The organism is Winslowiella arboricola (assembly GCF_025527015.1).
Taxonomy (GTDB): Bacteria; Pseudomonadota; Gammaproteobacteria; order Enterobacterales; family Enterobacteriaceae; genus Erwinia; species Erwinia arboricola.
The window spans coordinates 241,287-266,835 of record NZ_JAODIM010000038.1 but is presented as its reverse complement, the minus strand read 5'-3'; the positions used below and the strand labels follow the sequence as shown (position 1 = coordinate 266,835).

General features: G+C 54.5%; 21 protein-coding genes and 1 pseudogene. 12 read left to right on the top strand and 10 right to left on the bottom strand.

Annotation, left to right across the window (positions count from 1 at the left end; genetic code table 11):
* Window positions 1-188: 188 nt before the first annotated feature.
* On the bottom strand, window positions 189-653 hold the full coding sequence (locus N5923_RS07215) for a nuclear transport factor 2 family protein (protein WP_267143301.1): 465 nt from the start codon (window positions 651-653) through the stop codon (window positions 189-191).
* A 96-nt stretch (window positions 654-749) separates the two neighbouring features.
* Between N5923_RS07215 and N5923_RS07210 the strand changes: the two genes are divergently transcribed.
* Window positions 750-1,157 carry a winged helix-turn-helix transcriptional regulator gene (locus tag N5923_RS07210; RefSeq protein ID WP_267143302.1) on the top strand — a complete coding sequence of 136 codons (408 nt, stop codon included), beginning with the start codon at window positions 750-752 and terminating at the stop codon, window positions 1,155-1,157.
* Window positions 1,158-1,231: 74 nt separating this feature from the next.
* Window positions 1,232-2,005 (top strand): DUF3750 domain-containing protein, encoded by a 774-nt coding sequence (locus tag N5923_RS07205; protein ID WP_267143303.1) that lies wholly within the window; start codon window positions 1,232-1,234, stop codon window positions 2,003-2,005.
* A gap of 6 nt (window positions 2,006-2,011) precedes the next feature.
* Here N5923_RS07205 and mgtE read toward each other — a convergent pair whose 3' ends face one another.
* Together mgtE and N5923_RS07195 are read right to left on the bottom strand one after the other, a co-directional pair.
* Window positions 2,012-3,448, bottom strand: a complete 1,437-nt coding sequence (gene mgtE / locus N5923_RS07200; protein WP_267143304.1) for a magnesium transporter — start codon at window positions 3,446-3,448, stop codon at window positions 2,012-2,014.
* Window positions 3,449-3,571: 123 nt separating this feature from the next.
* Entirely contained in the window at window positions 3,572-3,754 is a 183-nt protein-coding gene (locus N5923_RS07195) for a YfgG family protein (RefSeq protein WP_267143305.1), read from the bottom strand.
* Window positions 3,755-4,062: 308 nt separating this feature from the next.
* Between N5923_RS07195 and N5923_RS07190 the strand changes: the two genes are divergently transcribed.
* Entirely contained in the window at window positions 4,063-6,297 is a 2,235-nt protein-coding gene (locus N5923_RS07190; protein ID WP_267143306.1) for an EAL domain-containing protein, read from the top strand.
* Here N5923_RS07190 and tehB read toward each other — a convergent pair.
* From tehB to ppk1, 3 genes are all read right to left on the bottom strand, one after another.
* Window positions 6,287-6,892, bottom strand: coding sequence for a tellurite resistance methyltransferase TehB (tehB, locus tag N5923_RS07185; protein WP_267143342.1), 606 nt, complete (start codon window positions 6,890-6,892; stop codon window positions 6,287-6,289). The two genes, N5923_RS07190 and tehB, sit on opposite strands and share 11 nt — an antisense overlap.
* A 77-nt stretch (window positions 6,893-6,969) precedes the next feature.
* Window positions 6,970-8,496: an exopolyphosphatase gene (gene ppx, locus N5923_RS07180; RefSeq protein WP_267143307.1), complete on the bottom strand. Its 1,527-nt coding sequence runs from the start codon at window positions 8,494-8,496 to the stop codon at window positions 6,970-6,972.
* A 5-nt stretch (window positions 8,497-8,501) separates the two neighbouring features.
* Complete coding sequence (gene ppk1, locus N5923_RS07175; protein WP_267143308.1) at window positions 8,502-10,562, bottom strand: polyphosphate kinase 1; 2,061 nt, start codon at window positions 10,560-10,562, stop codon at window positions 8,502-8,504.
* Between the two features lie 154 nt (window positions 10,563-10,716).
* Here ppk1 and N5923_RS07170 point away from each other — a divergent pair, with 154 nt between their 5' ends.
* The 3 genes from N5923_RS07170 to pstB are packed head-to-tail and all read left to right on the top strand — an operon-like array spanning window position 10,717 to window position 15,298.
* Entirely contained in the window at window positions 10,717-12,852 is a 2,136-nt protein-coding gene (locus N5923_RS07170) for an ABC transporter permease subunit (protein ID WP_267143309.1), read from the top strand.
* Window positions 12,849-14,501: a phosphate ABC transporter permease PstA gene (pstA, locus tag N5923_RS07165; protein WP_267143310.1), complete on the top strand. Its 1,653-nt coding sequence runs from the start codon at window positions 12,849-12,851 to the stop codon at window positions 14,499-14,501. The genes N5923_RS07170 and pstA overlap by 4 nt, the downstream gene beginning before the upstream one ends.
* Window positions 14,502-14,515: 14 nt before the next feature.
* Window positions 14,516-15,298, top strand: coding sequence for a phosphate ABC transporter ATP-binding protein PstB (gene pstB / locus N5923_RS07160; protein WP_267143311.1), 783 nt, complete (start codon window positions 14,516-14,518; stop codon window positions 15,296-15,298).
* A 32-nt stretch (window positions 15,299-15,330) separates the two neighbouring features.
* Here pstB and purN read toward each other — a convergent pair whose 3' ends face one another.
* Window positions 15,331-15,969, bottom strand: coding sequence for a phosphoribosylglycinamide formyltransferase (gene purN, locus N5923_RS07155; RefSeq protein WP_267143312.1), 639 nt, complete (start codon window positions 15,967-15,969; stop codon window positions 15,331-15,333).
* A complete protein-coding gene (gene purM / locus N5923_RS07150; protein ID WP_267143313.1) occupies window positions 15,966-17,006 on the bottom strand; it encodes a phosphoribosylformylglycinamidine cyclo-ligase in 1,041 nt (346 codons plus the stop codon). The genes purN and purM overlap by 4 nt, the downstream gene beginning before the upstream one ends.
* Window positions 17,007-17,247: 241 nt before the next feature.
* Here purM and upp point away from each other — a divergent pair, with 241 nt between their 5' ends.
* The 3 genes from upp (at window position 17,248) to hda (ending at window position 20,138) form a co-directional block, all read left to right on the top strand.
* Window positions 17,248-17,874 (top strand): uracil phosphoribosyltransferase, encoded by a 627-nt coding sequence (gene upp / locus N5923_RS07145; RefSeq protein WP_267143314.1) that lies wholly within the window; start codon window positions 17,248-17,250, stop codon window positions 17,872-17,874.
* 80 nt (window positions 17,875-17,954) lie between these two features.
* Complete coding sequence (uraA, locus tag N5923_RS07140; protein WP_267143315.1) at window positions 17,955-19,238, top strand: uracil permease; 1,284 nt, start codon at window positions 17,955-17,957, stop codon at window positions 19,236-19,238.
* A 198-nt stretch (window positions 19,239-19,436) separates the two neighbouring features.
* A complete protein-coding gene (hda, locus tag N5923_RS07135) occupies window positions 19,437-20,138 on the top strand; it encodes a DnaA inactivator Hda (RefSeq protein ID WP_267143343.1) in 702 nt (233 codons plus the stop codon).
* A gap of 6 nt (window positions 20,139-20,144) precedes the next feature.
* On the opposite strand, the gene arsC is transcribed toward hda, so the two are convergent.
* Window positions 20,145-20,492: an arsenate reductase (glutaredoxin) gene (gene arsC, locus N5923_RS07130; RefSeq protein WP_267143316.1), complete on the bottom strand. Its 348-nt coding sequence runs from the start codon at window positions 20,490-20,492 to the stop codon at window positions 20,145-20,147.
* Window positions 20,493-20,498: 6 nt separating this feature from the next.
* On the bottom strand, window positions 20,499-21,965 hold the full coding sequence (gene bepA / locus N5923_RS07125) for a beta-barrel assembly-enhancing protease (protein ID WP_267143317.1): 1,467 nt from the start codon (window positions 21,963-21,965) through the stop codon (window positions 20,499-20,501).
* A gap of 750 nt (window positions 21,966-22,715) precedes the next feature.
* On the opposite strand from bepA, the gene N5923_RS07120 reads away from it, so the two are divergent.
* From N5923_RS07120 to N5923_RS07110, 3 genes and pseudogenes are all read left to right on the top strand, one after another.
* Window positions 22,716-23,321 (top strand): DsrE family protein, encoded by a 606-nt coding sequence (locus N5923_RS07120; protein ID WP_267143318.1) that lies wholly within the window; start codon window positions 22,716-22,718, stop codon window positions 23,319-23,321.
* 140 nt (window positions 23,322-23,461) lie between these two features.
* Window positions 23,462-23,611: pseudogene (locus tag N5923_RS07115) on the top strand (DsrE family protein); the annotation flags it as partial.
* A 274-nt stretch (window positions 23,612-23,885) separates the two neighbouring features.
* On the top strand, window positions 23,886-25,496 hold the full coding sequence (locus N5923_RS07110) for a sensor domain-containing diguanylate cyclase (protein ID WP_267143319.1): 1,611 nt from the start codon (window positions 23,886-23,888) through the stop codon (window positions 25,494-25,496).
* Window positions 25,497-25,549: the final 53 nt, after the last annotated feature.

Sequence of the window (25,549 nt, the reverse complement as noted above, 5' to 3'; positions counted from 1 at the left end):
CACAATGGCGGGGCGTCAGGTGATCGAAACGTATTTAATCTCAGGCATGTACAATACCCCTCAAGGTTTGCACAGGAAACATCGCCCCGACAAGCAGGATATTGCTGGAATAATCAGACGCAGCTCTGTGCTTGCGTCCTCTCCCAGCCACCATACTGAAGATGACATTGTTTGATGGTTATTATCGACTAAACCCCAGCCAGCACCGCTGGATCACCGCTACGCCAGACATTATCCACGGTATTGCGCTGGATCAGCCAGCTTTCCCCCTGCCTTACCAGTTCGACGTTATAGCGATTTTTCATCAGATAGTGACGCGAGTGATCGTTGCGCGGCAGATGCTGCGCTTCGACGATCGCTTCCAGCTGCGCTTTATCCCCCTCAATGCTGACGCGGGGATTGCTGACTGAATGGGTGGTGTCGAACGGGCTAAGCGCGCCGGCCAGCGCGGCGACAATATTCTCGCGGCCTTCAAGCAGCGGATACTCAAAGCCAGCTTTGGCGGCGGCAGGGCGGAAATCGGATACGGCATTCTCTGCCAGCGCAGAGGCCAGCAGCGCTTTATCGCGCAGATCGATACCGGCGGCGAAACGGTAGAGGGCTTCAACGACTGCCAGCTGGTCAGCGGCCTGATTAGGGGATGTGGATGACATAATGAACTCCTTATTTAAAATGTTGCATCATGGTATATTGTGTATACCTGGTGTCAATCAGGCACTTAAAATCTATCAGGTATAGCGGAGGAAACCATGCCTGCAAATAATCAACCGACGCCGGAGCAGATCGAGCCAGCCGTTGTGGAGTGTAGTGGCGACAGTGCAAGCCGTTTATTGCTGGATCAGATCACCGATAAATGGTCGGTGTTGATCCTGACGGTGCTCTGCAAAAAGCCGCAACGTTTCAATGAAATCAAGCGGCAACTGGAAGGGATTACGCAAAAATCGTTAACCCAGAGTCTGCGCCGTCTGGAGCGGAACGGTATCCTGGCCCGGCGGGTGATCCCTTCCTCGCAGATCGCCGTGGAGTACAGCATCACGCCATTGGGACGCACGCTGGAAGCGCCGTTTCAGGCGTTATATTTATGGACGGTCAGCCATTCAGCCGCGGTGATGCAGGCACAGGCGCAGTATGATCAGCGCCCGGTTGAGGAGATGTAAATTGACGCCAACTCGCAGTACACTGGTTGGCCGGGCGTTAACCTGCTTTTCTTGCCACTGGACCGACAAAATCTATGAGCCTTCTCAAAGTGATGAGTATCGTTTTTCTTTGCGTGCTGCTGCTGTCATTTGGTCAGAGTCTGGCGCAGTCGATGCGTAATGGTGAGAGCTCCAGCGCTCAGGGCTGGATGACGGCGCGCCGCGATTCTGCAGGCATTGCGCCGGATGCGCGCCATTATCGCAATCTGGCGATTGTGCAGGTCTATACCGCCCAGACTTATGGCTGGCGCGGGTTGTTTGCTGTCCACCCGTGGATCATCTTTAAGCGTGCCGGTGAAAGCCAGTATCATCGCTACGAAGTGATCAGCTGGGGCAGTAGCGATGTGGTGCGCCACAACTATACGGTGGCCGATGGTTTCTGGTTTGGCGCGAAGCCGGGACTGCTGCTGGAGCATCGTGGTGCTGAGGCGGAAGCGATGATTCCGCATATTGAAGCGGCGATTAAAAGCTATCCGTGGCCGCATACTTATCACGCGTGGCCCGGGCCAAACAGCAACACCTTTCTTGCCCATATCGGCCGGGAAGTGCCGGAGCTGAAACTGAATATGCCGGCTAATGCCATCGGCAAGGATTATCGCGCCCTGACCAATCCAATTGGTTTACCGCCGTCAGGCAAAGGCGTACAGCTCTCCGTGCTGGGCGTGCTGGCACTGACGGTCGGCGCGCAGGAGGGGCTGGAGGTGAATATTCTCGGCCTGAATCTCGGGGTGAATATTGCTCCTCCGGCCCTGCGTTTGCCGTTTATTGGTCAGCTGGCTGCGGCGACGGCGGAAAAGCCGCAAAGCTGATATTAATCAGTGCAGTAAAAACAGCGTCGCCAGACCGAGGAAAATAAAGAAGCCACCGGTATCGGTTAAAGCGGTGATTAATACGCTTGAGCCGACTGCCGGATCGCGTTTCATCCGCGTCATAATCAGCGGGATCAGCACGCCCATCAGCGCCGCCAGCAGCAGGTTCAGCACCATCGCCAGCATCATTACGCCGCCCAGCTGTGGATTGTCATACATCAGCCAGGTAACGATGCCCATAATTCCGCCCCAGAACAGGCCATTAATCAGCGCCACGCCGAGTTCACGCAGGATCAGAAATGAGAAGTTGCCCGGCTCCACCTGATGCAGCGCCAAAGCGCGAACAATCATGGTAATCGTCTGATTGCCGGTATTACCGCCAATGCCGGCGACAATCGGCATCAACGCCGCCAGCGCCACCAGCTGCGAAATAGTGGCTTCAAACATGCCGATCACCCGCGAGGCGACAAAAGCAGTACACAGATTGACCGCCAGCCAGGCCCAGCGCGTGCGCACCGCTTTTTTTACCGGCGCAAACACATCTTCGTCCGGGCTTAAGCCGCCCATTTTACGAATATTGCTGTCGCTCTCTTCATTGACCAAATCCACCACATCTTCAATGGTTACGCGGCCAATCAGCTTGCCTTGCTGGTCGATAACCGCGGCGGAGATCAGGTTATAACGTTCGAAGGCGCCAGCCGCATCCTCCGCCTTGTCGTCGAGGCGAAAGGTGGTCGGCTTGCTGTTCATCACCTCAAACACCTGTTTATCCGGCGTATTCAGCAGAATCGCGGTTAACGGTAATTCACCGAGCAGATCGTTATTTTTATCGGTCACAAACAGTTTATCGGTGCCGTCGGGCACCGATTTCTTACGGCGCAGAAAGCGCTGCACCGTCGCCAGCGTCACGTCGGCGCGTACCGTCAGCAGATTGAAATCCATAATGCGTCCGACGCGATCGCGGTCGAAATGCATCATATTCAACACATGTGCGCGCTGGCCTGGCTCCAGCGAGGTCAGCAGACGGCCGGTGAGGTCACGCGGCAGATATTTCGCCAGATAAGCCTGATCGTCGATATCCAGCGGCTCAATCGCCTGCAGGATCGCTTTATCACTCATCTCCTCGATCAGGCTTTCCCAGACGCTTTCCGAGGCCTCAACCAGTACCTGGCCGCGGCGCGCGTCTTCAATCAGACGCCAGAGCGCCAGACGTTCATCTTCCGGCAGCGCTTCGAGGATATCCGCAAGGTCAGCCGCATGCAGCAGCGGAATATATTGCTGAAGCTCAGCCGTTTGCTGCTCGACCGCCTGGGTCTCTTGTTCGGTTTCACGATGGGGATGTTCGAGAAGGGTGTCGACTAAATCATTATTATTCAGCAGCAGGTTGAGAATACGGCTACGGATCTCAGCCAGCTGTTGGGCGTGGGAAGCAGGTGCAGACATAAATATCCCTTGTGTCTGTAAAGCAGCACGTCAAAGCGGCATAAAGCCGACAAAGCAACTCTATGAAATGAGGGTAAGTTGTCTCAATCAAGGCAACTTAACTCTCGTGTCATCACGTGAGCATTATGGCGTGGTTACGGGGGCGGTGATTGCCGGTGTCGGTGCATTCTTTTGCTGATGATGTTCGATGGCACCCGGAATAGTGTAGATCAAACGGCCGAGTAAAATAATAAAACTGATCAGCAAAACGATACGCGTCATCTGTCCAGTTTTCTTGTGTCGTTGTATATGCATAGCGTTATTCACGCGGAGGGTTCCTGCAGTAAGCCCGCATGGCGAGCGATAAGAGTATTTAGGCACAGCGCGGCGATCAGGTCAATCCGCCTCAGCGTCCAGGCTAATAAAATAGCATCCTGCGGCTTACCACGGGTTAAACATGCGGGTTGTACAAAAAATTATCAATCTGTTTGTTGATTTATGTCAAACTTATAGTGACCTGGTCGCATGCCAGGCAGCCCCGAAGCGGGGCGGGCCAGCCCTCACGGGCTTCTTCAGGACGAAGAGCAACCAACGGCAGAGACAGATCGCCGGGCTCTGCAACATAGATGATGCATATGCGCAAAACTTTCCGTTACCGATATTTCAGTACGCACTGGTGGGGTTTACCGCTGCTGTTGCCGCTGATCCTGATGCCGCTTTCCAGCCACTTCTCCGCGCGCCTGCAACTTGCCGAAGGCGATGTTTATCTGATCTATCTGCCGCTGGCGATGATGGTGGCGATGCTGATGGTATTTGACTGGGCGGCGCTACCGGGAATCTGCATCGCGCTGCTGTTTCGCTACGCCATGATTATCCCGCCAGGGCAGGCGCTGATTGCCAGCATGCTGTTTCTCGCCGGCATCTGCATCAGCTGGGCTGGTTATCGTATGCATGCGCGTAATCGCTGGGGCGTCGGTTTTGGTGCACTGGGTATGGCGCCGGTGCGGCTGTTCTGGCTGGCGTTTTTTTTACCGACGCTGATGCTGTTCTTGCTGCAAATGGTGGTAACGCTGGGCGTTTTACCTGAAGCCAGTGCTATTTTTTCGCGCGATCCTTTCACTATCCGCACGCTGATTAACTTTCAGGCGCTGTTGCTCTCCTGCGCTTCGGTGTTGCAGGTCTATTACTGGCTGATTCGCATTATTAAACATCCGCGCTTTGCGGTGATTTTATGGCAGCGGTTAAAGCAGCAGATTGCCGAAGAGGCCACGCTGCGCGAGCTGCTCTGCTGGGGAGTATTGATGGCGCTGATGCTGGCGGTGCTGACCCATTTTCGCGTCGATCGGGCCAACCTGCTGACCAGTGACTACACCTTAACCTTGCTGCTGCCGCTGATGCTGTGGGCGGCGATGCGTTTTGGCTATCTGATGACCTCCCTGAGCTGGTCGCTGATTCTGGTGGCGCTGTATCAGTTCCGTGAGCAGTTTCTTGATATGCAGACGCAGTTGCAGCATCTGGCGATTATCTCCTCCAATCTGCTGGTATTTACCGTCACCATCTTTCTGATGGCGGCGCTTGGCACCCATCAACGGCGGATTATTATTAAGGCGAAACGCGCGGCGTTAACCGATCCGGTGATTGGCCTGCCGAATCTGCGCGCCCTTAGCGCCGATCTCTCGGCGCGCGTCCCCTCGACGCTCTGTTTTCTGCGCATTCCCGAACTCGATCTGTTGAGCCGCACCTATGGCCTGCAACTGCGCATTCAGTATAAACGCTGTCTGGCTGGTCATTTGCGCCCCTTTATGCGCGCTGGCGAAGAGGTGTATCAGCTGCCGGGCTTTGACCTCGCGCTGCGGCTGGGGAGTGACGCCCCGCTGATGCGCGTGGAAGAGATTGCCGCACGGCTGAAGAACTACCGCCTGACCTGGGATGGTTTACCGTTGCAACCAAGTGTTGGCCTGAGCTTTTGCAGCGTCAGACCGCCGGTCAGCCATCTGCATGAGCTGCTTGGTGAACTTAGCGCAATGGCGGAGGTGTCACTGAATAGCGGGCTGCCGGAAAATTTGCAGCAGGGTGGCATTCCGGTGCAGCGTAAAGTCAAAGATAAGCTGGCGATGCTGCATGAAGTGCAGTTTGCGCTGGATAACGATAAGTTCGTATTGCTGGCGCAGCGTATTCAGGGGCTGCGTGGCGATGACTATCACGAAATATTGCTGCGCATGGTGGATTCTCAGGGCGAGCAGCTGAAGCCGGGGATCTTTCTGCCGGTGGTGCATGAGTTTGGTATGAGCTGGGAAATTGACCGCTGGGTGCTGGAGCAGACATTAAGCTTTATTGACGAGCATCGCCAGTCATTGCCCGGGGCGCGTTTTGCCGTCAATCTGTTTGCTTCCACCATGTGTCGCCCGCACCTGGCGAAGGAGATCGCCACGATGCTGCGTAACTACCATATCGAACCCTGGCAGCTGATTGTCGAAGTGGAAGAGTCGCATATGCTCAGTGACTTAACCTGGGGCAATCGCTCGATTAATCAGCTGCGTGAAATGGGATGTCAGGTTGCGATTGATGATTTCGGCACCGGCTACGCCAGTTACACGCGCCTGCGCGAGATTCAGGCAGATATCCTGAAAATCAACGGCAGCTTTGTGCGCAACATTCTTATCAGCAGCCTGGACTACCATATTATTGAGTCGATTTGCTGCGTTGCGCGCCTGCGACGGATGAAGGTGGTGGCGGAGTTCGTCGAATCTGACGATATCGCCACCGCGTTACGCAAAATGGGAGTGGATTACCTGCAAGGGTACGCCATCAGTCTGCCGCAGCGGCTGGAGACGCTGGCGCCTGCGGGCGGCGCAGAGATCAATCCTTAGTCGGCGCTTTTTGCGCCAGCAGCGTAGCGAATCGCAGGCTGATGCGATTCCCCTGTTCATCGGTTTTAAACAGCTGACCGACATCCTCGTTATATTTCACAATATGCCACTTGCGGTAATAGTGGCTCAGTTCACCGGATTTAAAGGTGAACGGGAAGGGCAGGGTGCAGGGATAATCCGTGCTGTCCATCGCTGCGACAATCAGGTTGTAACCGTCACGGCGGGTGCTGGCCTGCATATCGGCAATCATCTGCGGAATGGTTTCCGCTTGCAGGAACATCATCACCACGGTGGAGAAGACAAAATCGTACTCGCCGTTAAAGCGCAGATTATCAAGATCCTTGATGGCGGTGTGGAGTTTGCTGAGCGACTCCTGCGCAATAATCTGGTTTAGCGTGGCAATGCTGTCGGCATTTTTGTCCCAGGCGGTAACATCAAACCCTTGCTGATTCAGGTACAGCGAATTGCGTCCGCTGCCACAGCCGAGATCAAGCGCTTTACCGGCGGGGACAGACGTGGCGGCGGCCACAATTTCGGAGTGGGGCGCGCTAAGCTGATACTTTTCGGTAAAAAATTTTCCGCAGTCTGTAGTCATCATGATCAAACCATTTGTCAGTACTCGCCGGTTACGCGCTGATGGCGCAACCGGCAGTGAACTATTGCGCCGGGCGTTTACAACCCTTCCTGAATCACCAGCTTCCAGCCGATCACCTCTTCCCAGTAAGCCTGCTCGCGCTCAAGGTCGAGCTGAACGAGGTTGTTCTGGGCGAAATAACCGGTTGGGAAGGTGAGCGTCCAGTGACCATCATCGGTTTCCAGTTTTAACGCCTCGGGCCGGGTGGTCGCCTGGCGCTGATTATTTAACAGCGCACCTAAACGCAGCAAAAAGACCAGCGGCAGAAATTGCTTCTTCTTAAACAGCGTGAAGCGCGGCATCTCATCCACTTTTACTGCTTTACGGTGATAGCGTACCAGCATCGCCAGCAGCGACTGTTGATCCTGGTTAAAGCCCGGCATATTGGTATTTTGCAGGATATAAGAGGAGTGGCGTTGCAGACCGCTGTGGTTAATCGTCAGGCCGACTTCGTGCAGCATCGACGCCCACTTCAGCAACGCCGCCAGCTGCGGGTTAGCCAGTTTCGGGTTCTGATCTTTCCACTGCAGATACAGCTGTTCGGTGGTGTCGAGTACGCGACGCGCCTGATCGGTATCGATATTGTAATGATTAGCGAGGCTCTGCGCGGTACGGCTGCGAATATCCTGATGGCGGAAGCGGCCCTCCATCTCATACAGCACCCCTTCACGCAGCGCGCCGTCTGAAAGACGCAGCTCGCGGATCGCCAGCGCATCGAAGACGCCGCACAGAATCGCCAGTCCCGGCACAAATACCGCTTTACGTTCGTCGGAAAGGCCTGGCAGGCTAAGCGCATCAAAAGATTTATGTTTGATCACTTCGTCATACAACATCTCCAGACGTTCTGGCGTAATCAGCTTCTCTTTCTCGCCCATTGCCTGCAACACTTCGCAGGCCGCTTTAATGGTGCCGGAGGCGCCAAGCGCAAACTGCCAGCCCAGCAGGCGATACTGCCAGGCCAGGGTTTCCAGTTTCTGTGCCGCCGCCAGGCGCGCACGGCGGAAGTTCTCTTTGCTGATTACCCCTTGCGCGAAGTAGTGCTGGGCAAAACTGACGCAGCCCATGCGGCGACTTTCGACCAGTTTTGGCTCAAAGTCTTCGCCGATCACCAGCTCTGTCGAACCGCCGCCGATATCAATCACCAGCTTACGGCCTTTTTCCGGCTGTGTATGTTCCACACCCATAAAGATCAGACGTGCCTCTTCGTGACCGGAGATCACTTCGATCGGATAGGGGATCACATCAGCGGCGCGTTGCAGAAACTCTTCGGCATTGATTGCCTGGCGCAGGGTGTGGGTGCCGACAATGGTGACATTCGCCGGGCTGAAACCCTGCAGACGTTCGGCAAACAGCGCGAGGCAGCTTAGCCCGCGCTGGATCGCCTCTTCGCTCAGCACATTATTGGCATCGAGACCGTCAGCCAGGTGTACCCGCTGTTTCAACCGTCCCAGCACCTGCATGGCGCCATCCACCACGCGGGCAATCACCATGTGAAAACTGTTAGAACCGAGGTCAATGGCAGCAAATTCCTGCGGTTTAGGCGTACTTTTATGGGATATTGGCATAGTGATTATTCAGGTTGTTCCAGGGATTTGATGTAATCGTAAATGGCTAACTGCGCGCGTACTTTACGGCGGTTACCACGCGGCACATAACGGTTACTCAGCTCTTTATCAACGTAGCGGGCTTTCAGGGTATCACTGAACAGGATGCCAATAATATCCAGGATGCGCTGTTTCAGCGTCGGATCGAGGATCGCCACCGCCACTTCAATACGATAATCAATGTTACGCGTCATCCAGTCAGCGGAGGAGAGATACACTTTTTTATCGCCGCCGTTGTCAAAGATATAGACCCGATCGTGCTCAAGATAACGGTCTATGATACTGATTACTCTGATATTATCGCTGATGCCTTCCAGGTCAGGGATCAGTGAGCACATGCCGCGTACCAGCAGATCAACCTTCACGCCAACACTGGAAGCGGTGTACAGACGGTCGACCAAACCTTTATCCACCAGATTGTTGATTTTCAGCGTAATGCCAGCCGCAATACCATTCTGTGCGTTGGCGATTTCGTTATCGATCAGCTGATACAGCATGCGGCGTGAATTTTGCGGCGATACCATCAGATGCTCAAAAGTGACCGGGCGGTAAGGGTTTTCAATAAAGTTAAACACCCGGCGCACTTCGTTGGTAATGCGCGCATCAGCGGTAAGCAGTGAGTAATCGGTATACAGGCGCGCGGTCTTCTCATTAAAGTTGCCAGTACCAATATGAGCGTAGCGCACAATTTCACCGTTCTCACGGCGGGAAACCAAAAACAGCTTGGCATGGATTTTCAGACCCGGCGCGGAAAAAATCACATGCACGCCGGCTTCGGTTAAGCGTTTGGCCCAGTGAATATTGGCTTCTTCATCAAACCGCGCCTGTAACTCCACCACCACCGTGACTTTTTTGCCGTTATAAGCGGCGTGGATCATCGCATCGATAATGCGCGAGTTTTTGGCGACGCGGTAAATATTGATTTTAATCGCCAGTACGCTCGGATCAAACGAGGCCTGACGCAGTAGCTCCAGCACATGCTCAAAGGTGTGATATGGATAGTAGAGCAGCACGTCATGATTGCGGATGGCGTCAAAGCCGTTGCGAAAACGGTCAAACCAGATATGACGCAGTTGCGGCAGCGGTTTATTAACCAGATTAGCTTTGCCGACATTGGGGAAGCTAATAAAGTCTTTAAAGTTGTGGTAACGGCCGCCGGGAATAATCGAGTCGTAATTGGAAATATTCAGCTTGCCACGCAGCAACTCAACCAGCGCATCCGGCATATCACGCTGATAAACAAAGCGCACCGGCTCGGCGGTCAGACGCTGTTTCAGGCTCGAGGACATCAGTTCCAGCAGGCTGGATTCCATCTCAGTGACCAGATCATACTCCGCATCCCGCGTCATTTTCATGGAATAGGCGTTCAGCGCGTCATAATCAAAGAAGCCTTTAAATATATCATCCAGGCAGTAGCGCAGAATGTTATCCAGCAGGATCATCGGCTTGCGACGGCGTGGTGCTTCCGGCGGCAGATTGACAAAGCGCGGCACTTTATCGGAGGGGATCTCCAGCAGTGCATGGTGCGCCTCGTCGCCACGAATAATCTCGACCGCCAGATAGGTGTAATCATCTTTGAGAAATTCGGTCAGGTCGGTGTCGTGATTAATCAGGATGGGGGTGATGTGCTGACGCAGATGATGTTTAAAATAGTGACGCAGCCAGCTCTGCTGATTGGGTGACAGCTGACGTTCGTTGATCAGGAAAATCTGGTTGCGCGCCATTTCCAGCAGCAGATCGTTATACAGGCCGTCAAATTCCTGATCGGCTTTCATTACCCGTTGCTGGATCTTTTTCAGTAAATGGCGTGGCGTACTGGCGGACCCCTGCTCTTCACCAATCAGAATACGACGTTTCAGATCGGCGAAGCGTACCTTATAGAACTCATCAAGATTATTGGAATAAATACCCAGAAAACGCATGCGTTCAATCAGCGGGTTAGTCTTGTCAGCCGCTTCCTGCAGCACGCGTTCGTTAAAGGATAACCAGCTAAGTTCTTTTTCTATATATAACTTTTCCTGACCCATTTTTACTCCGTTGTGCTGATTTGGCACCAGGGTACCCCATGTCCACACCCATTATGGCGAGAGTATGGCAGCATTGTCCAACCCCAACAGTTGTCTTATCAAGCGGCTACGGGCAACATAGCGGCTTGAAAATGAAACGGACACCCATGCAGGCATGATCGATAACCATATTCCCGTACAGTTCAGCGACAAACGCCGGCGATTTATCGACCGGCTGACGCGTCGCGTGGTGACGGCCTGTGGCATCGGCATCTTGTTGGTGATGATGCTGCTTTTCTTCTGGCTTATCTGGGTGGTGACACCGTTATTTTCTTCACCTTCACTGCAGTCAGTCAGCACCTTTTCCCTGTGGCAACCCAAGCCCGCGGTGGCGCTTGGCCTTAACGGCAACTGGGGCTGGCGTATTGACCAGCAGGGTCTGGCGCGCTTTATCCCGCTGAGCGGCGAACCGGCTGAACCGGCACTGCAACTGGCGAAAGGCCCGGTGCAGGTGGCGCTCACCGCCGACAAATCTGCGGTGCTGTTGTTACAGTCTGATGACAGCGTAAAGCTGGCCAGCGCAGATTTCACTGCCCGCGACGGTGAACCGCGCTGGAAATTCCCGCTTGGCGATATTGCGCAGAAGATTGCTTCACAACGATTACAGCATCCTGCTGTGGCGCGCAGTGGTGACGACCAGTGGCTGGCGGCGGCCTCCACGGGCGACGCCATCGTGCTGGCGCAGTTACGCGCCGGCCAGCCGCCAGTGGTTCGCACCATTAACAGTGCCGGCAGCGACCAGTTATTACTGACCCCGGACGGCAAACTGCTGTTTGCGCTGGCTGGTAATCTGTTGCGCGTCTGGCGCATCTCGGGTGATCAGATTAGCTTACGCGACATCATTACGCTGCAAGAAAAACCACAGCAGATGCAACTGCTCAGTGGTGGCAACTCGCTGCTGATTGCCGGACCGTCCGGTATTGCGCAGTGGTTTGATATCGCCAGCGCCAGCGGTCCGCATCTGAATTTTATTCGTTATTTTCACGGCGCCAGCGCGCAATCTCTGCTGCTCACTGAACCGCAGCGGCGAGTATTTGCCACGCTTAATCCGCGCGGTGAGCTGCAGTTATTTGCCAGTAAACAGGATGGCGCGATCTTCTCGCAGAAGCTGGTCGCCGGTATCCGCCATGCGGAGTTTGCGCCAGAGGGGGACGGGCTGCTGGTGGAGCGCAGCGGACAGTGGCAATACTATCGTCTGCATAATCCGTGGCCCGACTTTAGCTGGCGCAGCCTGTGGCAGAAGGTCTGGTATGAAAACTATCCTGAACCGGCCTGGGTATGGCAGTCCACTGCCGCGGACGACCACTATCAGGCGAAATTCAGTCTGATGCCGATGGTGTCCGGCACCCTGAAAGCCTCGGCGCTGGCGCTGTTGTTCGCCACGCCGCTGGCGCTGGCCGCCGCGATTTACAGTGCGTGGTTTATGTCGCCCGCTCTGCGACGCTGGATCAAACCGGGAATTGAAATGATGGGCGCCTTGCCCAGCGTGGTGGTGGGATTGATTGCCGGACTCTGGCTGGCGCCGCGCGTTACCGACCATCTGCTCGGCGTGCTGTTGCTGCCCTTTATGCTGGCGCTGGCGTTGCTGCTGTGCGCATGGGGTTCGCGCAGGTTACCGGCGCGCTGGCGACAGCGGCTCTGCTCAGACGGACGTGAAGTCTGGCTGTTGCTGCCGTTGCTGTTGCTGGTGAGTATGCTTAGCCTGTGGCTCTGGCCGCTGCTGGATAGCGCGCTGTTTGGCCGTGGGCTGGCCGATCGTCTGACGCACGGCTATGAGCAGCGCAATCTGCTGGTGGCCGGTGTGGCGATGGGATTTGCGCTGGTGCCATTAATTTTCACCCTGGCGGAGGACGCGATATTTAGCGTTCCGGCCTCCTTAGGTCAGGGATCGCTGGCGCTGGGCGCGACACCCTGGCAAACCCTGTCGCGCGTGGTGCTGCCGAGCGCCTCGGCGGGTATTTTTGCCGCGCTGATGATCGGCTTCGGCCGCGCTGTGGGCGAAACCATGATTGTGCTGATGGCTACCGGCAACACCCCGGTTCCCGATGGCGGGCTGTTCGACGGCTTGCGCACGCTGTCGGCAAATATCGCCGTGGAGATGCCGGAAGCGGCGGCGGGCAGCGCGCACTATCGTATTCTGTTCCTTAGCGCACTGGTGCTGCTGGTGTTTACCCTGGTGGTCAACACGCTGGCAGAGCTGGTGCGCCAGCGGCTGCGGCTGCGCTTTGGTAAGCATGAGGGGCAGGGATGAGTAAGTCGATGCGGCAAAATGATCGCTGGCGCTGGTTAACCGCCGGTGCGGTGGCCTTTAGCCTGCTGGCCTTTTTGCTGCTGATTACCTTGCTGGCCTGGCAGGGACTGCGTGGCTTCTGGCCGCAACCGGTAACGCTGTTTACCCTTAACCAGGCGGGCGCTGGCGGGGTACAACTGCTGGGCGAAGTGGTGAGCAGCAGCCAGGTCTCGCGCCAGCAGTTGCAAGCCAGTGGTCGTCAGATACCGGCGGATATGCCGCCGCAGGTGACGCGTTATCTGCTTAAAACCGGCAACCGTGACTTTGCCGCGCCGGATTTCCGCGCATTGTTATCCAGCGATATCAGTCAGCGGCAGCATCCCAAAGAGATTATCGTGTTGCAACGTCGCAGCGGCGGCAATGCGTACGGCTGGTTCGAAGGGCTGCGGGAAGGCACGCAGCCGCTGATTGCGCGCAATATGGGGCGTGCGCTGCAGCAGCGTCTGCAACAGGCCCATCAGCAGCTGGCGCAGGCGGCTGAGCTGCGCCGGGTTGAGATGGCGCGCATCAATGCCCAGCTCGAAGCGCTGCAACATCAGGCCGATGAGCTGCGCGCCGCAAAGCGCTTCGATGCGCAACAGCAGTCAATTCATCAGGCGGATCGTACCGAGTTACAGCGCCAGTTTAACCGTCTGGCGACCCGGCTGGCCTCACTTAATCGCGAGATTGACCGCAGCGCGCTGATCCTGCGTGATGCCAGCGGTAGCGTGCAGCGTATTCCGCTGGCGCAGGTGGTCGCCGCCTGGCAACCCAATGCGATGAGCCCTGGGCAGAAGTGGCGCCATTTTGCCAGCCAGCTGTGGCACTTTGTCAGTGATTCGCCAGCCGAAAACCAGTCGGAAGGCGGGGCGTTTCCGGCGATTTTCGGTACGGTATTAATGGTGTTGCTGATGTCGGTGGTGGTGATGCCGCTGGGGGTGGTCGCCGCGGTCTGGCTGCATGAGTATGCCGGTCGCAACGCCTTAACCCGGCTGGTGCGCATTGCGGTGGTAAATCTGGCCGGGGTGCCATCAATTGTCTATGGCGTATTTGGCCTCGGCTTTTTTGTCTGGCTGATTGGTGGCTCGCTGGATCAGTTATTCTTCCCGGCAGCGTTACCGAATCCGACGTTTGGCACCCCGGGGCTGCTTTGGGCGTCGCTGACGCTGGCGTTGCTGACCTTGCCAGTGGTGATTGTCGCCACCGAAGAGGGGTTGTCACGTATTCCGCCGACGCTGCGTCAGGGCTCGCTGGCGCTGGGAGCAACCCGCGCGGAGACGCTATGGAATATCACTCTGCCGCTGGCGTTGCCGGCGATGCTGACTGGCCTGATCCTCGCGGTGGCGCGCGCGGCAGGGGAGACCGCGCCGCTGATGCTGGTTGGTGTGGTAAAAATGGTGCCGGAGCTGCCGATCGACGGTATTTTCCCTTATCTGCATCTCGACCGTAAATTTATGCACCTTGGCTTCCAGATCTACGATTTGGCGTTTCAGAGTCCTAATGCCGAAGCCGAGCGGCCGCTGGTGTATGCCACCGCGCTGTTGCTGGTCACCATCGTATTAGGACTGAACCTGGCGGCGATGGGTTTGCGCCATCGCCTGCGTGAGCGCTATCGCGCGCTGGTGCAATAACTATGGAACCTGTTATGGATGCAACTGTGACGTTTGCCGATGATGAAACGGCGCTGGAACTGCAGCAGCTGTCGTTATGGTATGGCGAGAAACCGGCGCTGAAAGATATTTCACTACGGCTGCCAAAGAACCGTATCACCGCGCTGATTGGCCCTTCCGGCTGTGGTAAATCGACGCTGCTGCGCTGTTTTAATCGTATGAATGATCTGATTGATGACTGCCGGACAGAAGGCGATATTCTGCTGGAGAAAGAGTCGATTATGCAGACATCCGGCGATCTCTCCGCACTGCGGCGGCGGGTGGGTATGGTGTTTCAGCGGCCAAACCCGTTTCCAAAATCAATTTATGAAAATGTGGTTTACGGCCTGCGTTTGCAGGGGGTACGCGACCGGCGGGTGCTGGATGAAGCGGTTGAGCGTGCGCTGCGTGCGGCGGCGCTGTGGAGCGAGGTGAAAGACAGCCTGCGGCAGAATGCCCTGACGCTCTCCAGCGGTCAGCAGCAGCGGCTGGTGATTGCACGCGCGGTAGCGATTGAACCGGAAGTATTGCTGCTGGATGAGCCGACATCGGCGCTGGATCCTATCTCCACACTGGTGATTGAAGAGCTGATGACCACCCTGAAGCAGCATTTTACGCTGGTGCTGGTGACGCACAATATGCAGCAGGCGGCGCGCGTATCGGATTACACCGCTTTTATGCATAACGGCAGCGTGGTGGAGTTTGCAGAGACTGACGAGCTGTTCACTGCACCCAAGGCGCGGCGTACGGAAGATTATATTACGGGCAGATATGGCTGAAAGTGGCCAGGCATATCCTGGCCCATAATGCATTACTCGATACTCTGACCTTCAGCTGGCAGTTTTTCGCCATCCAGCCACGCCGCGTTATCGCGCATCGTCAGACGGCCCTCAATAAACCAGCTAACCGCCAGTGGATAGATAACATGCTCCTGATGCTGGACGCGCGCATTCAACGCCTCTTCGCTATCACCGGAGAAAATCGGCACTTTAGCCTGCAGAATAACCGGGCCGCCATCCAGTTCATCGGTGACAAAATGCACCGAGGTGCCATGTTCCGAATCACCGTTTTCCAGCGCTTTACGATGCGTGTGCAGGCCAGGATATTTTGGCAGCAGAGAAGGGTGGATATTCAGCAGTCGCTGCTGATAGTGGCCGACAAACGCCGGACTCAGAATCCGCATATAACCCGCCAGTACCACTAAATCCGGCGCGTACGCGTCAATTTCCATCATCAGCTGACGATCGAAAGCTTCACGGTCAGAGAACTGGGCGGCTTCAATCGCGTGGGCCGGAATGCCTGCGATGCGCGCGCGTTCCAGACCATAAGCATCAGCTTTATTACTGAAAACGGCAGCGAGGCTGCCGTTGATGTGTCCCTGCTGGCAGGCATCCATAATGGCCTGAAGGTTGCTTCCGTTCCCGGAAACCAGCACGACTATCTTTTTCATGCGTTGATAACCACACGCTCAGCAGAGTCGGAGGCGTTGATGACGCCGATTTTCCATGCTTTTTCGCCAGCGTCAGTCATCAGTTGTACCGCTTTGTCGGCTTCTGCCGGGCTGAGGGCGATTAACATACCGACGCCACAGTTAAAGGTGCGATACATTTCATGACGACTCACGTTACCTGCCTGCTGCATCCAGCTGAAGATGGCTGGCCACTGCCAGCTGGACTCTTCCAGCACCGCCTGGGTGTTGTCTGGCAGTACGCGAGGGATATTTTCCCAGAAGCCGCCGCCGGTCAGATGGCAAATCGCATGCACTTCAACCTGTTCAATCAGGCTGAGAATGTTTTTCACGTAGATACGAGTCGGTTCCAGCAGGTGATCGGCAATAGATTTGCCTTCAAGCTGAGTGGTTTCTGGCGCCGTCTGGCTGACTTCCAGAATTTTACGCACCAGCGAGTAGCCGTTGGAGTGTGGACCGCTGGAGCCGAGTGCGATCAGCACGTCGCCGTCCTGCACTTTGCTGCCGTCAATAATTTCTGATTTTTCGACTACGCCGACGCAAAAACCGGCCACGTCGTAATCTTCACCGTGGTACATGCCTGGCATTTCAGCGGTTTCACCGCCAACCAGCGCACAACCAGACTGCTGGCAGCCTTCGGCGATACCGGTGATCACGCTGGCTGCGGTATCCACATCCAGTTTGCCGGTCGCGTAGTAGTCGAGGAAGAACAGAGGTTCTGCACCCTGAACCACCAGATCGTTAACACACATGGCGACCAGATCGATGCCGATGCTGTCGTGGCGCTTCAGATCCATAGCCAGACGCAGCTTTGTGCCGACGCCGTCAGTGCCGGAAACCAGAATTGGTTCGCGGTATTTTTGCGGCAGCGCACAAAGGGCACCGAAACCGCCCAGTCCACCCATCACTTCCGGGCGACGGGTCTTTTTCACTACACCTTTAATACGATCGACTAAAGCATTACCAGCATCAATATCTACGCCGGCGTCTTTATAGCTGAGAGAGGTCTTGTCGGTCACTGCGAAATCCCCACGCGGTTGCGGTTGGTGGTTTGAAAATAAAGCGCGGCAATTCTATCAGCGCAGGCAAACGTTTGCGAGTCTCATCTGAGCTGACATTGCGTATAGCCAGATTTTAGTCAATTCTTAGCCGAAGCAGCGATAATTGATTTTAATTGCCGTAAGTCATATGGCGCACTGAAAAAAAGGCGGTATAATCCGGCGATTTTTTTTTGCCGCTAACCACTCCGGGAGAACAACAATGAAGATCGTGGAAGTCAAACACCCGCTCGTCAAACACAAACTGGGCCTGATGCGTGAGCATGATGTAAGCACCAAGCGTTTTCGTGAGCTCGCCTCAGAAGTGGGAAGTTTACTGACTTATGAAGCCACCGCCGATCTGGAAACTGAAACCATTACTATCGAAGGCTGGAATGGCCCGGTAGAGATCGAGCAGATCAAAGGCAAAAAAATTACCGTCGTGCCGATTCTGCGTGCCGGTTTAGGCATGATGGAAGGGGTACTGGAGCACGTACCAAGCGCGCGCATCAGCGTGGTGGGTGTTTACCGCGATGAAGAGACGCTGAAGCCGGTACCTTATTTCCAGAAACTGGTTTCCAATATTGAAGAGCGCATGGCGCTGGTGGTCGATCCGATGCTGGCAACCGGCGGCTCGATGATTGCGACCATCGACCTGCTGAAAAAAGCGGGCTGTAACAGTATTAAAGTGCTGGTGCTGGTCGCAGCGCCAGAAGGTCTGACGGCGCTGGAGCAGGCGCATCCGGATGTGGAAGTGTATACCGCGTCAATCGATCAGGGACTGAATGAGAAAGGCTATATCATTCCTGGCCTCGGCGATGCCGGGGATAAGATTTTCGGAACCAAGTAACCCTGGTTTTTTAGCCGACTGAAGAGTCGGCTTTTTTATGGCGCTTTTCATAGCAAGAAAAACATCTCATAGGGGAAACCATGACTCGTCGTGCCATTGGCGTCAGTGAGCGGCCACCGCTGCTTCAGACCATTCCACTCAGCTTCCAGCATCTGTTCGCCATGTTTGGCGCCACGGTACTGGTGCCGATTCTGTTTCATATCAATCCGGCGACGGTATTGCTGTTTAATGGTATTGGCACGCTGCTGTATCTGTTTATCTGTAAAGGAAAAATCCCGGCCTATCTCGGCTCCAGCTTTGCCTTTATCTCGCCGGTGCTGCTGCTGTTACCGCTGGGTTATGAAGTGGCGCTGGGCGGTTTTATTATGTGCGGCGTGCTGTTCTGTCTGGTGGCGCTGATTGTGAAAAAAGCCGGTACCGGCTGGCTGGACGTGATGTTTCCCCCGGCGGCGATGGGGGCGATTGTCGCGGTAATTGGTCTGGAACTGGCGGGCGTGGCGGCGAATATGGCCGGTCTGCTGCCTGCGGATGGCACATCACCTGACAGTAAAACGGTAATTATCTCGCTGGTGACGCTGGCGGTCACGGTGTTTGGTTCGGTGCTGTTCCGTGGCTTTATGGCGATTATCCCGATTCTGATTGGCGTGCTGGTCGGTTACGGCCTCTCTTTCGCCATGGGGATTGTTGACTGGACGCCGGTGCGCGATGCACCCTGGTTTGCGCTGCCCACTTTCTATACCCCGCGCTTTGAGTGGTTCGCCATCTTTACCATCCTGCCTGCTGCGCTGGTGGTGATTGCGGAGCATATCGGCCATCTGGTCGTCACCGCCAATATCGTGAAAAAAGACCTGCTGAAAGATCCAGGCCTGCATCGCTCAATGTTTGCCAATGGTATTTCAACGATATTCTCTGGTCTGTTTGGCTCCACGCCGAATACCACCTATGGTGAAAATATCGGTGTGATGGCGATTACCCGTGTTTACAGTACCTGGGTGATTGGCGGGGCAGCGATTCTGGCGATTATGTTGTCCTGCGTCGGCAAACTGGCGGCGGCGATCCAGGCGATTCCGGTGCCGGTGATGGGCGGCGTGTCACTGCTGCTGTATGGCGTGATTGGCGCTTCCGGTATTCGCGTGCTGATTGAATCGAAAGTGGACTACAACAAAGCGCAAAACCTGATCCTGACTTCGGTGATCCTGATTATCGGTGTCAGCGGGGCGAAAGTGCATATCGGCGCGGCGGAACTGAAAGGGATGGCGCTGGCGACTATTGTTGGCGTCGGTTTAAGCCTGATCTTTAAAGTCATCAGCATGCTGCGTCCGGACGAAGTGATCCTTGATGCGGATGAGAAATCGCCACATTGATCGACAGATAATCCGACCGTAGGGGCGGCGTTCTCGCCGCCCGTGGCGATGGTTTGCACTGTGTCCGCCATCTGAACGGGAGCCGATAACGGCTCCCCTACGACAGATAATGCCGCCTGCGCGGCTGCCCGTTTTATTAAATGGCGAAAGTTATGATAAACTTTTGCCGTTTTCTGCCCGTTCACACTTGAGGTGCTTCTGAACACGCCGGCACAGCTTTCATTGCCACTCTATTTGCCCGACGACGAAACCTTTGCCAGCTTCTGGCCGGGGGAAAATCCGTCGCTGCTGGCTGCGCTGAAAGGCGCTCTGCTTCAGGAACATGGCAGCTATTTCTATTTCTGGTCACGCGAAGGCGGCGGACGCAGCCATTTGCTGCACGCGGCCTGCGCCGAGCTTTCTGCGCGCGGTGAAGCGGTGGGTTATGTGCCGCTGGATAAACGCACCTGGTTCGTGCCGGAAGTGCTGGATGGCATGGAGCAACTGGCGCTAATCTGCATCGATAATATTGAGTGCATCGCCGGGGATGAACTGTGGGAAATGGCGATCTTCGATCTCTATAACCGTATTCTTGAAACCGGTAAGACGCGGTTGCTGATCACCGGCGATCGGCCACCACGCCAGCTGAATCTCAAACTGGCCGATCTCGCGTCGCGCCTCGACTGGGGACAAATCTATAAACTGCAACCGCTTTCCGATGAAGACAAGTTGCAGGCGTTACAGCTGCGCGCCAATCTGCGGGGTTTTGAACTGCCGGAAGATGTGGGCCGCTTCCTGCTGAAGCGACTGGATCGTGAAATGCGTACGCTGTTTGTGACGCTGGACCGGCTGGACAGTGCATCCATCAGCGCCCAGCGCAAGCTGACCATTCCGTTTGTGAAAGAGACGCTCGACCTGTAACCGCGTCTATAAAATTTCCAGTACCTGCTCAGGCGGACGTCCGATCCGCGCCTGACCATTAGCGACCACAATCGGGCGCTCTATCAGTTTCGGATTATCAATCATCGCCTGCATCAGCTGCGTCTCACTTAAGCTCGCATCCGCCAGTTGCAGGGTTTTATATAACTCTTCTTTATTGCGCATCAGTTCACGCGCGCTCTGCATGCCCAGCTGCTTCAGCAGCGTTTTAAGTGTCGCCAAATCGGGTGGCGTTTCAAGATAGAGCTGCACCTGCGGCGTTACGCCACGATGCTGTAGCAAAGCCAGCGTTTCCCGGCTTTTTGAGCAGCGCGGATTATGATAAATCGTCACCATTAGTGGTTATGTCCTTGTGTACTGTCGGAAGCGTTTTTGCAGCTGACGCAGCTGATCGATGCGCGCGTCGTAGCGCGCCTGTTTTAAACTACCCAGCGGAACCTGCGCACTGGCACCGCTTAAGGTGGTGATTGCCTGGTCGAGACGGCCGGCAAGCGCCAGACCTTCCGCGCGGGCGGACAGCTCTTCATCACGTAAGCCCTGTGCCGCCGAAGCCTGCGCCAGCAGATCCCAGCCGTTAGGATCGTCAGGATGGGAGAACGTATAGCGATTAAGAATCCGGCTGGCAGCTGCGGGCTGCTTCGCTTCAACATAAGCGTTGGCGAGATTGAGCTGCAATACCGGATTGGTGGTTGCGGCGCGCAGCGCGGTCAGACGTTTAATCGCCTGCGGCGCCTGGTTCAGGCCAATATCGATATCGGTCATAATATCCAGATACCAGACGTTATCCGGCTGCTTGTTCAGCAGCGGTTCAACAATCCGTTTCGCATCGGCGAAGCTTTTCGCCTCAAGGAACTGAATCGCTTTGCCATATAGCGCTGCCTGCTGTTCGCGCACATTGCCTTTTGACCAGCTATCGAGTAAATCGTCGCCAAGCTGATTACGCCCGGTGGCGTACATGCCCAGCGCACGCACTTTGGCCATATAGTAATCCTGCGAGGATTGGGTCACCACCGGACGCATCTGATTGGCGCGGTTGCGCGCATCGGCCAGACGGCTGTCGGGCAGAGGGTGGGTCAGCAGGATTTCTGGCGGTTTAGAGGCAAAACGTGACTGATCGGCCAGCTTTTGCAGGAAATTCGGCATCGCCTGCGGATCGAAACCGGCTCGTTGCAGCACCTGAATACCGATGCGGTCAGCTTCCTGTTCATTATTCTGCGTAAAACTAATCACCCCCTGCTGGGTGCCGGCGAGCGTACCGGTCAGCGCCGCCATACCCGCCTGCGGATTCGCCATCGCCAGTAAAATGGAGCCTAAAGCACCGACCCAGGTCAGTGGCGCATTACGCTGCTGCTCTTCCATTGCGCGCGCAAGGTGGCGCTGGGTGACGTGAGAGATTTCATGGGCCATTACTGACGCCAGCTGGCTCTCGTTATCGGCATAACGGAACAGTGCCGAATGCAGCACCACATTACCGCCAAAAAAGGCGAAAGCATTGATCTCATCATTACGGATTAAATAGAAATGAAACGGCGTTCGGACCGAGTTGGCATGGGCAACCAGACGTTGTCCCAGCTGATTAATATAGTCATTCAGCAGTGGATCGTTAATCAGTGGCGCACTGGCGCGCAGCTGGCGCACATAAAAGTCGCCCATTTGCAGTTCCTGATTAATCGACAGCGTTCCGCCGGCTGTGGTGCCAATGTCCGGCAGGGAATCGGACAGATCATCTGCCCCGGCAGGGAGCACGCTGCCTGCAAGCAGTGTGGCAATCAAGGAAGCGACCAGACTTTTCTTCAACCGGTTGAACATACTTCAGTCCCATAACAAGAAGGTAGAATTTTGACAGGCGGCAGTACGAAACGTTCTTTATTTACCACGCAGACGTTCCTCACTCACGGTGACAGTTTAGCGAGTGCTGATTGAGAAAGAAATCACCACGCGGCGGCAGAATGTGACGGAAAACCGTATTTTCCGCAGAGTTAGTGTAAAAAATTGAACATTAGCAGAAAGTAAAAGGGTTAAAATTTGCTGGCGGCTGGCTTTGTTATCTCATTGCGATGGTGGTTGTTTTTTAAAGTTGTGTAAAGTTGTTCAGTTAAACTGAATCTGGTATGCAAATTGACAAGTGAAAAGCTGAAAAATCTGAAAAAGCTGCCGGTTAATCGGTAAGGTTTTTATCTGTTCATACAGTTAATTTAATCTTTAACGCCTGTTTCAACGCCAGGCAGACAATATTATTGGTCGCAATCAGTTGTGTCACTGTCTCTTAATCAGACTGAATTGTCAGCTTTATCGCCGTAGTTTATTCGCTGGTAATGTTGTCGGATTAGCTAAGCAGGGCCAGCAATAAATAAAGGTCAGGGTCTTTACAGACAACTAAGGCTTTATATTTTACCGGGCTAACTATCAGACGAAAAGTAAACTTGTCACGTGAGTGGTGGATGGAATAAAGGTTGAATCAGACGCGCTGTGATATAGATAAATGAGTCATTTATTTTGGCTTAAGTGAATAGCGCCTGTTTTCCGCGCCTGCCATCGTTTTACCGGAGAGTTCAATTTATGCGTTCAGTTGTTTCCTGTTTATTTATTGCAGTAGTTGCAGGTTCTGTTGGTGCTGCCATCAGTCAGGCGCCAGCCCTTTACGATAAAGTGAGCAGGCATTTTGTTACCGTTGCCGCAGACCCTGAAGGTTTCTGGTCGACGCCGGCGATTATGGGTTATGGCAAAATGCACTACGAAAGTGACGTGCAATTCAAGCCAGACACCACAATGTCGAATAAAATTGTTTTTCAAATTACGAAAAGCGAAGGGACGATGAAAGAGGCTAATTTAGGCCTTGAGCGCGTGGCGCGGGTAGTCAATCTGTATGTCGCGTCTGGTGTACCCGCAGAGCAATTAAAGTTTGTGGTTTCGGTCACCGGCGATGCCACCCCTGCGATGTTAAATAATGCGCAGTTTAATAAAATATATGGTTTTGATAACCCAAATCTTAAGCTGATTGATGAGCTTAAAAAGTCTGGCGTAGTGGTTTCCGTTTGTGACCAGTCCGTGGCGTTTCATCATTATCAATTCGGCTGGATCGATAAATCGGTGGTACATGCGCTTTCCAGTCCCACCACGGTTTCTACCCTTGAAAATCAGGGGTATGCCTTTTTGCCAATGTGACCCGTTCTGTTTCCGTCGGGAGAATAAACTATGCGTTCTGTAATTGCATCTATTCAGATTAACCACAGCGAAATGGCAGAGGGTTAACCCCAACCCCGGTGTTAAATGGGGGGGCGCGCGTCACTAATCTGTATGTGGTGGCTGGGGCTGAAGTGAAGGTTTGTAAACAATCTGTTGCATTTCATCATCTGCAACGTGACTGGGCAGATAAATCGGTGGCCCATACCCTTTCCAGCGGCACCACCGTCGCGACTTTAGAAAATCAGGGATACGCATTTTTACCGCTTTAATCGGTCGATCGCCAAAGGCGCGGATATGGTTAACTTTGGCTAACAGGGCTGCATATTCGAACCGGTGGAATATATTTAACGTCATTTATCCCGGCTAACGAAATAAATGAGTAAATATTTCATTTGCCGGTTAAAGCCAATTGCAGTGGCAGCCATTGGAGGAATACAATCGTGCCTTGCTTCACCAGGGCATACATCGCACGTATAAGAATTGCGCACAATAAAATCATACCAGGGCGCTAATAAAAATGTTCAGTAAAATCGAGATAAGTCTATGTTGAGGCGACTCTGGCCGAAGACAGACTTACGCACGTTGATCACAATGCTTGCTGTTGCCAGCATTGTCATTACGCTGGCGAATACACTGTATGCAACATGGCGCGTACAGCGTGAGCTGTTGATTAATAACACGCTGGAATCGAACCGGGTTTACGCGACGAAACTGGCTTCAACCACCGAGATTTTCTTTCAGCTGGCAAAATCTCAGCTCTCATGGAGCGCGACTATTCTGAGCAGCGGCTTAGATGATGACGCGGCGTTGCAGCAGGAAGTCGACCGGTTACGCGAACAAACCACCAGTTTTAACTCCGTGGTGATTGTTGACGCCAACGGTTGGGTGCGATCAATTTCGCCGGAGTCGCTGATGCTGAAAGGGATGCATCTGACTACGGCTGCGGCGCGTCAGGCATTGACCGAACGCAAACCGCTGATTAGCCAGCCAACGATTTCGGCAGCGAATAATCTGATGGTGTTTATCTCATATCCTGTGTGGTCGAAAACCGGAACCTATCTCGGTTATGTTGGCGGTACGCTGTATCTGAAGAAGAAAAGCATTCTCAATGAGTTGCTTGGCGAGCAGTATTACCGCGATGGTTCTTCGCTGTATGTGGTCGATAAACAGAATCAGGTACTGTATCACCAAGACAGTAAACTGATTGGCAAGGGCATTGCGCCGTTGATCAGTGATGAAGAGAAAAGTAAGCGCCGCAATGGTTATCTGGAAATTCATCCGCAGAATAGTGAGCCGATGCTGGCGGGTTATGCCATGGTTCCCGCGGCTGACTGGATGATTGTCGCGCTGAAGCCTACGCAGACCACGCTCGAACCTCTTAGCAGCTTGCTACTGCAGGTGCTAAAACATTCGGTGCCTTTTGCGCTGCTGACGCTGATTTCCGCATGGATTCTGGCGCGCCTGATCGCCTTGCCACTTTATCAGCTGGCGCGTAAAGCCAGTCAGATGGATGCGCAGGGAGTGTCGACAGAGATTAATGGCATCCGCTCCTGGTACTTTGAAGCGGCGCAGATTAAGCGAGCGCTGCTGGCTGGTATTGGCCTGTTGCAGGATAAGATTGGCCGGCTGAAGTTTGAGGTACAGACCGATCCGTTAACCCAGCTGCTCAATCGTCGTGGTCTTAGTGCGGTGATGGAGTATTTCCTCACCACGCGCCAGTCTTTTGCGGTGCTGGCGCTGGATATCGACCATTTTAAACAGGTTAACGATACCTATGGCCACGATGTCGGCGATGACGTGATTATTCGCATTGCGCGTGAACTGGAACATAGTTCGCGCCAGACCGATGTGGTATGCCGTAATGGCGGCGAAGAGTTTTTGCTGATTCTGCCGGGTGCAGATAGCGAAACCGCACTTATGATCGCCGAACGCGTGCGTCAGCGCGTGGCGCAGACCGAGATTAAGCAGGTCGGGAATGTGTCTGTTTCTGTCGGCGTTGCTCTGTGGCGGCCCGATGGTGAGAGTATGGAAGAGGCATTTAAACTCGCGGATGAGGCTTTGTATCAGGCCAAAAGAGCCGGTCGTAATTGTGTGGTCCACGCCGGTGTTCAACAACAACCGCTGCTGATTTCACCCGCCCGTTTACACGGCTAAATTAGCCAGCAGCCAGCAGGTCAGACAAAAATTGCGCTAACCTGCTGACTGCC